The 2933-nt window shown below is 59.1% G+C and carries 3 protein-coding genes and 2 pseudogenes; 2 read left to right on the top strand and 3 right to left on the bottom strand.

The features are described from left to right. Both BN2475_RS35915 and BN2475_RS29475 read right to left on the bottom strand, forming a co-directional pair. A pseudogene (locus tag BN2475_RS35915) lies at positions 1–110 on the bottom strand (IS6 family transposase); the annotation flags it as partial. 42 nt (positions 111–152) lie between these two features. Further along, a complete protein-coding gene (locus tag BN2475_RS29475; RefSeq protein WP_094782949.1) occupies positions 153–872 on the bottom strand; it encodes an IS6 family transposase in 720 nt (239 codons plus the stop codon). Between the two features lie 71 nt (positions 873–943). Between BN2475_RS29475 and BN2475_RS35920 the strand changes: the two are divergent. Together BN2475_RS35920 and BN2475_RS29485 are read left to right on the top strand one after the other, a co-directional pair. Then, positions 944–1162: pseudogene (locus BN2475_RS35920) on the top strand (SOS response-associated peptidase family protein); the annotation flags it as partial. Positions 1163–1561: 399 nt separating this feature from the next. Beyond that, positions 1562–2482, top strand: a complete 921-nt coding sequence (locus tag BN2475_RS29485) for a tyrosine-type recombinase/integrase (protein WP_094782950.1) — start codon at positions 1562–1564, stop codon at positions 2480–2482. A 166-nt stretch (positions 2483–2648) separates the two neighbouring features. Here the strand turns inward: BN2475_RS29485 and BN2475_RS29490 are convergent. Then, a partial coding sequence (locus BN2475_RS29490) for a DDE-type integrase/transposase/recombinase (protein ID WP_342744664.1) occupies positions 2649–2933 on the bottom strand: 285 nt, incomplete at its 5' end.

The raw sequence follows: 2933 nt of genomic DNA on the forward strand, positions 1-2933 counted from the left end.
AAGCTGAGCTTGTAACGCGCGTACCAGCGCACGCAAAGGACAATAACTTCGCGATCGAAGTGGCGCCCGTCGAACAATCCGTCAATGTCTTTCAGCTGGCTCCGATGCAAATAGGTAGCGTGGTCGAAATAATCTTTATCGATTTGGATACCTTATCGATTGAACAGGAGGGCGTTCCAAACCGAGGGCGCGGTGGTATCGCTGAGCCTGAGCGCGCAGAGGTCGAACTGCGCCTTGCGAATGCGATGCATCAACCCGATGCCTGAAATCGTGATCGCGGCACTTCTGAACCGTTTGAATCCAGGCATCACGTTCGTTCTTGACTTGATGTGACGATGGTCCTGTTCGATCAGATTTTTGAGATACTTCGAAGAGCGCACCTTCGTGTCCTCGGGAAGCAGGCCGTCAATTTTCATCTCACGCACGGCCCGGTGCGACGCGGCATACCCATCGAGGGTGACCGTCTCCGGTGGCCGGCCTTGATGTTTGACCGCCTTGCCGAAAAAGGCTTTTGCCGCAGCCACATCGCGCTTTGCCCTGAGCATGAAGTCTACCGTCTGGCCGTCCCGATCCACCGCCCGATATAGATAAACCCATTTGCCCCGGATCTTCAGGTACGTCTCGTCAACCCTCCACGACCGTCCCGCAGACGTGGCAAAATGGTTCCAGCGCTTGACGAACTCGGGCGTATAGCGGCGCCCCCAACGCAGAATCGTCGTGTGAGCCAGCGACAACCCTCGCTCAGCCATCATCCCGACGAGATCGCGCAGGCTGAGTTTGTAGCGCAGATACCAGCGCACACAAAGAATGATCACCTCACGCTCAAAATGACGGCCGGCGAATAGCCCGTCCAGACTCTTCAGCTTGTTCATCGCGGCTCCTCAAATCGGTCAGGGCGACACTCTAACCGATCCGTTGAGCGCTATTTGCATCACAACCGCATTGGCAAAGCCCCGGTCAACCTGATCTGCTTTCCTTCGCGGCCATCACTGATGATCCGCCGCCGGAGATTGCCGCCGCAGGCCATGACCGCTGCATCATCCCGATCAAGCCGGAGAATATCGACGCCTGGCTCTGCCCCGAACCCAACAATCTCACGGCTCAGTACGCGATTCTGGACGACCGCCATAGACCGTACTACGAACATCGCATGGCGGCCTGAGTCGTGAACTGCAACCTTGGCCACATTGTTCGGCCAGGCTCCGCAGCACGCGCGGCCCGAAGTCGTCACCGTCTGCGTCGAGCGCACCCATGTTCCTGATCGAAGTGATGCTACCAATCGCGCATGCGCCGATTGACACGTCTGTCGGGGCACACGCCGGGCAGCACGTGTGCATGTCATTGGCGACGTGTTCCCGCCAGTGATTCGACGCGAGCATGACTTCCTCCTTTCCCCGATGACTTGACTCGATGCGCCGTCGCGTACGGTGATATGACGCGATCGGAATCCGATGGTACGCAGAACTAATGGCTGAGTTGATCACTTCCCGCTATAGTCGATTTGACGACTCGAAGAGTCGCGGGGAGGTGCGAAAGACGCTAATTCAGTATATAAGACCGTATGGATACGCCCTGTCTCTGGATTACTGCACCTTCAGACGCCTACCGACAATGGCAGGAGTTTGATGCTGTTGGTGCCGACAGGAAGCCTTTTTCGGCTCGCTCGCGACTGCAGCACGCCGCGATGTTTGAGCGTTTTCTACGGCACCTTGTTGCGCACGGTCTATCGCTGGCGACATTCGGCACCGAGCACATCGAGTCCTTCTTCAACAATGTCGAGGCCAGGTGCGCACCCGGCACGACGACCCGATTGCGATACGCCAGGATGCTGGACAGGCTCTGTCGCGAGCTGGTCGAGGCTAGCGTGCGCGATGGCAACCCTGCGACCGCCTTCGCTGCCTTCGGACACTGGCCGGAGGATGATCCGTTGCCCCTTTTTCTGGATCCGGATTCTGACCTTCAGTTGCAGGGGTGGGCTCAGCCTGGCCCGGAAGACGACAAGCGTGCGATTCGCAATCGGGCGATCGTCGCCCTGCTCCTCGGAGCAGGGGTGACTGCCGCGGAATTGCGCCATACGTTGCGGCACCATCTCGTAGTCGACGGAATAAGGCCGCACGTGTCAGTCGCCAAACGCGGCCCCCGGGACTCCCGAATCGTCGCGATCGCCGACTTTGCTCTGCCTGCACTGACCGCATGGATGGGGGTTGATCCCGTCACGCAGGCGGATGTGCCGCTGTTTCCGGCGCCAGCCGGTGGGAAAGCCGTCAATGATGTGCTGTTGGGGACAGTAGTCCGGGATGCGCTCGAATCGATCGGCTTTCGGGCTCCCGATATGAGTCCCCGCGTGCTTCGCAATACCTTTGCGAGGCGCCTGCTCCTCGCCGGCCGCTCAAACGAAGACACAAGCCGGATCCTTGGTCTCGTGAGTCATCGCACAGTCACGCGCCTTCGCACAACGATCACTGAAGCTCGATCCGCTTGACTTCTGATGGCGCTCCGTAGGCTGGGTTGTGCCGGTCCACCTGGACCAGCACAACCTTGTGCGGAGCCTCGCATGTCTTACCAAACTCCCTACCTCAACATGACGTATCCGGACGGCACTGTCAACTTGTCGGCAGTGGCACGGACTAGGGCGAAGAGTCAATCGCTCAGGAGACTGTCGACGGATTTTGAGCCATGCCGGTGAATTCGCGCCACGCAGCGAATCGGGATGCGAGTTGTTTGCGATAGAGCGAAGCGCGCAGCAAGTGTCGCTTGAGCGCGAAGTGCTGCCGGATCGGGTCGAAGCCCGAGAGAAAAGCCTGCGTGCGCTTCGGGTCGCGAAATCCGCGCATGCGCCGCTCACGTTCACGCGTAGGCTGATGGCTATTCTCTGCCCGGTTGTTCACCCGTGCCGCAGCCTTGACGAACACATGTTTGACGTTCGCCAGTTC

The organism is Paraburkholderia ribeironis (assembly GCF_900019265.1).
Classification (GTDB): domain Bacteria; phylum Pseudomonadota; class Gammaproteobacteria; order Burkholderiales; family Burkholderiaceae; genus Paraburkholderia; species Paraburkholderia ribeironis.

Bases quoted from the DNA above. Each gene is read 5' to 3' on its own strand.
- BN2475_RS29485 (WP_094782950.1), top strand. From the start codon at position 1,562: ATGGATACGCCCTGTCTCTGGATTACTGCACCTTCAGACGCCTACCGA.
- BN2475_RS29475 (WP_094782949.1), bottom strand. From the start codon at position 872: ATGAACAAGCTGAAGAGTCTGGACGGGCTATTCGCCGGCCGTCATTTT.